The sequence below is a fragment of the Bacillus haikouensis genome (assembly GCF_013179555.1).
In the GTDB taxonomy this organism is placed as follows: Bacteria; Bacillota; Bacilli; order Bacillales; family Bacillaceae_B; genus Rossellomorea; species Rossellomorea haikouensis_A.
Genome location: NZ_JABMCR010000330.1, coordinates 1 through 4,034 on the forward strand (window position 1 = coordinate 1; position 4,034 = coordinate 4,034).

5 protein-coding genes and 1 pseudogene are annotated in these 4,034 nt (G+C 41.4%); 3 read left to right on the forward strand and 3 right to left on the reverse strand.

Going from position 1 to position 4,034, the window contains the following annotated elements:
- Positions 1–190, forward strand: a pseudogene (locus HP456_RS20800) (M48 family metallopeptidase); the annotation flags it as partial.
- A gap of 22 nt (positions 191–212) precedes the next feature.
- Here HP456_RS20800 and HP456_RS20805 read toward each other — a convergent pair.
- Positions 213–875 carry a DUF421 domain-containing protein gene (locus HP456_RS20805; protein ID WP_172254691.1) on the reverse strand — a complete coding sequence of 221 codons (663 nt, stop codon included), beginning with the start codon at positions 873–875 and terminating at the stop codon, positions 213–215.
- 114 nt (positions 876–989) lie between these two features.
- The gene (locus tag HP456_RS20810) at positions 990–1,229 is read right to left on the reverse strand and encodes an IDEAL domain-containing protein (RefSeq protein WP_246289334.1); all 240 of its coding nucleotides are present in this window, start codon (positions 1,227–1,229) and stop codon (positions 990–992) included.
- A 197-nt stretch (positions 1,230–1,426) separates the two neighbouring features.
- Between HP456_RS20810 and HP456_RS20815 the strand changes: the two genes are divergently transcribed.
- A complete protein-coding gene (locus tag HP456_RS20815; RefSeq protein WP_172254692.1) occupies positions 1,427–1,960 on the forward strand; it encodes a competence protein ComK in 534 nt (177 codons plus the stop codon).
- Between the two features lie 58 nt (positions 1,961–2,018).
- Here the strand turns inward: HP456_RS20815 and HP456_RS20820 are convergent, their stop codons facing one another.
- Complete coding sequence (locus HP456_RS20820; protein WP_172254693.1) at positions 2,019–2,423, reverse strand: YhjD family protein; 405 nt, start codon at positions 2,421–2,423, stop codon at positions 2,019–2,021.
- Positions 2,424–2,666: 243 nt separating this feature from the next.
- On the opposite strand from HP456_RS20820, the gene HP456_RS20825 reads away from it, so the two are divergent.
- Positions 2,667–4,034, forward strand: a 1,368-nt coding sequence (locus tag HP456_RS20825) for a S9 family peptidase (RefSeq protein ID WP_172254694.1), incomplete at its 3' end; no start/stop codon positions are given.

A 4,034-nucleotide genomic window follows, 5' to 3' on the forward strand; every position in this document is an offset into this window, starting at 1 on the left:
TGCAGACCGGTACGCGATTGAAATGACCGAAGACAAGCAGGCAGCTATCACTTCCTTTCAGAAGCTGTCAAAGGTGGGGCTTTCCCAGGTCAATCCGCCTCTGCTGGTGAAGATTTTCCGCTATGGACATCCAACGATGATGGAGCGGTTGAACATGTTGGAGCAATATGAACAAGAGAAGAAGGAATAATGATAGAAGCCTGGTCAATTGACTAGGCTTTTTCTCTTTTGCTGATGATAAGGTTTTTCTTCTTTTCCGTCATATAGGCAAAGATGACTTCTTTTGGGTGGATTCCTTCACTTGATAATCGGTCGAACAGCCAGTCCCGGCTTTTCCCGAGAAGCTGCAAATTCCGTTTCTGAACCTTTCCATCGACTATTACGGAAATCGGCAGTCCTTCATCATCAATCTCTAAGTTTAAATGCTGCACCGTTACCGGTGTATTTTCCACTTTTGGGATGACACTTACTTCTCCGATCGGCTCAAGCATGGCATAATCGACATCAGAGATTTTGGGGTAGCCTTTTGCTCTCAGAATCGATGTCAGCTGAATGAGGGAAATCTTGGATTTTTCCAAGTTGTCTTCGAGGATTTCTCCGTTTTTTATCAGCAGGGTAGGTTCGCCTAAGAAGAATTTGTTTCCCCATTGGCTTAATGTAAGGTAAGAGAATAAGACATGAAGTCCAACCAGAATGACCAGCGCAATGAGGGTCGGCCAGAACTTTGTACTGATGAGGGGTTCTGAAGCGATTGTGCCCACGATGATGATGGCTACAAGATCATAAGGGGTCATTTGAACGATCGTCGATTTCCCCATCAGGCGCATCGCTGCTATTGTAATTAAATATAGGACAAGTACCTTGATGAATATCATGTTGATCGCTCCACACAATTTGTCTTGTGATTAGCTTTCACCATTTCACACAGGCCCATTCCTTCTGCGTGGCAAAAAGGAGAGGCTGGCTCGTATTGAGGAGCCAGCCTTTTGTTATAATCCGTAACGGATATTGACTTCTTTTAATTCTTCTGTAAGTTTCATAAACAACATTTCATTTTTGCAATCGAGGGCTGCATCAATGTCTTCTAACAGCTTTGTCTTCTCGGTTGTCAGTATACTTTCGTATAGAAGCATATCAATATAAATCTCTAGCACGTTCCTCTCAGCGTTTCGTTTCCGGGTCATCGCAGAAGCCTTCATCATTTCAGTATAGGACTTTTTATTTTCCAATACGACCACCTCTGAATTCTTTTTATTAGTATATGGAACAAGTGGCAAAAATTCAACCAAAATAATTAAATTTTCAGATAATTTTTTATGATTGAATTAGTGGAAGGTAAAAAAGTTCAGAATTTTTTAATAAATTGGAGACACCCTTTGATATTTATGGTATTATTTTGGAGAAATATGTAAAAGGAGGAGAGGAAATGAAGGGAAAATCTCGAATTTTGGAGGAATATGAAGTGAATCCTCATACATTGATGTTAAAGCCCATTGAATATGGTGCAAAGACATTTACAGAAATCATTGAAATGGGGGATGTCATTCTATCTCCGTTTAAACCGATGGAGATCCTGAAGAAAAGCTGTGAATTTTACGGTTCATCGTATCAAGGAAGAAAGGACGGGACTAAAGAGTTGATTGGTATTTCATATAAAGCCCCAATCATGTTAAACCCCCAAATGTCGATGTTTTTATTTCCGACTACTTCTCCTGTGAAAAGTGAGTGTATATGGATCTCCCACTCCCATGTAACCAGTTATTCCGCTGCCGGGAATGGTCAGACCTCTGTGACTTTCCAAAATAGGGAATCCCATTTGGTTCCGATTTCATACAGTTCATTTGAAAACCAGATGCTTCGAACTTCCAACCTGCGAATCGCCTATTCACAACGGGTCTCAGAGATGGAAAGCAAGTACACGATGAAAACCTTTTACCTGAAAAACAAAACAAACGCGTGAGTAGACTTCAATCACGCTTTTTTTATTGGTGTGTATGAATATTTGTAATGTAAAATAATCAGGCCTGGCGGGGGTGATCCGGGCTTTCAGAAGCGGATTTAGTTTCAAGAAACCGGCGAAACAAGTAATGGCGCATTAAATCTTCCACCCGGTTTCTGAGGCGCGGGTTAAAATAATTGTGATGTTCCTCATAGCCTTTATATAAAAACATATACATCGTGAATGCATCGTCTGATTGAATTCTTTCCACCTTCATTTTGTTTGTCCTCATATATTTCTTCACGTAAGCAAGCTCTCCCTGAATCACTTTCATGGTATCTTCTATCAACTCTAAATAAGGTCGTTTGAGTTTAAAGGGACTTTTGTCTACAACTTTCAGGTCCCTGTTTAGGATAGTCAGTACCATGGGCAGGTATATCGCCTGTTCTAAAACATTTCGGTCATTCTCTGGGATTCGTGTCATATGAAAAGGCTCCTTTTCATTTCATATCGAACAAATGTTCGTAACTCTATTTTAAGGTGAAATGTGTGCAGTTTCAATAGCGAAAAATGGAGAATTTGGATTTTGTTTTTAGTATGAAGCTGAAACAGTTTCTTATCCATTCCGATTTTTGAAAGAACGCAGTTAATCAGTGGAGGGAAATGAATTTTCATTGTCGAAATATATAACAAAGTCACTGTGAGCAAAGAAAGGATGTCAGAAGTTATGAACCGACAAGGGATTGAAATAAATGATCTTCATCAATTAAAGGCTTTATCAGATCCACGGCTGTCCCCCAATGGCAAAGAAGTCATCTATGTGCAGACGTTAATGGATGAAGATAAGGATGAATATGTTTCCGCATTATTCTGTCTGAACGTAAAGACGGGAAAGGTGCGTCAATGGACATTCAAAGATGAACGGGTATCTTCTCCAAGGTGGTCGTGTGATGGAGAGCGAATCGCCTTTATCTCCAATAGATCAGGGGTAAATCAGTTATATTTGATTAGTCGGACAGGCGGGGAAGCAGAGCAAATAACCCATACAAGAAACGGGATTTCCAACCCGGTATGGTCTCCGTGCGGAGGAAAAATAGTGTGCATCATCCGAATGGAAAAAGGTGAAACATTTGAAGAACGGGAAGAAAAAGAAGAAAAAATAAAGCCATTCGTCACCTCATCAATGAAGTATAAATCAGATGACAGAGGGCTTCACGATGGACGATATACTCAGATGGCCATTGTGGACCTTGGGACAAAAGAGATAACAAGATTGACTGACGACGAACATGACTATACCCTGCAAGCCTGGTCGGGCGACGGAAGATTCATAGCCTATTCAGTGAATTTGGAAGAAAATAAGGACCTTTCTTTCGACTCTGAATTATTTCTATTGGACGTCGAGAACAGTGAATACAGAAAAGTGGCGGAAGGACCGGGATTTTACGGCGGATCAAGCTTTTCCCCGGATGGGAAGTATCTTGCATATGTCGGGCATGGACGTGAATTCGAAAATGCGACTCAGAATAAAGTTTATCTGTACAATCTTGTAAACGGGAATTCATTTGTCCTTACAGAAGGAATGGACCTGCCGATTGGAGATTATCTGAATAGTGACAGTATCCAAGGGTCTTCTCAAACGGGCATTGTGTGGTCTGAGGACAATGAAAGTCTTTATTTCATAGCGTCCGATAGAGGGAACACCATTCTTTACTATGCTCACATAGAGGGGGCGGTATATCCGGCGCTGCTGGAAGAAGAACAGCATATATACGGATATGATTTTTATTCTGCCGGGCAAATAATGGTACTGGCGATGAGCAAGCCGGAAGAGCCGGGTGAATTATACACTCTTCATGTTCCGACAGGGGAGAAGAAGAAAATCACCAACGCCAATGAAGATTGGCTGGCTGAACGCACCCTTTCAAAGCCTGAATCATTTATGTGTCCCGGAAAAGAAGGACGGCATGTACAAGGATGGATCATGAAGCCGGTAAATGGCGGGGAAGGAAAGAAGTATCCGCTGATTGTCGAGATTCATGGAGGTCCGCATACGATGTATGGAAATACGTTTTTTCATGAACTTCAGCTGCTG

Excerpts from the sequence above, each read along its gene's own strand:
- HP456_RS20820 (WP_172254693.1), bottom strand. The coding sequence starts at position 2,423 with ATGACACGAATCCCAGAGAATGACCGAAATGTTTTAGAACAGGCGATA.
- HP456_RS20805 (WP_172254691.1), bottom strand. The coding sequence starts at position 875 with ATGATATTCATCAAGGTACTTGTCCTATATTTAATTACAATAGCAGCG.
- HP456_RS20815 (WP_172254692.1), top strand. The coding sequence starts at position 1,427 with ATGAAGGGAAAATCTCGAATTTTGGAGGAATATGAAGTGAATCCTCAT.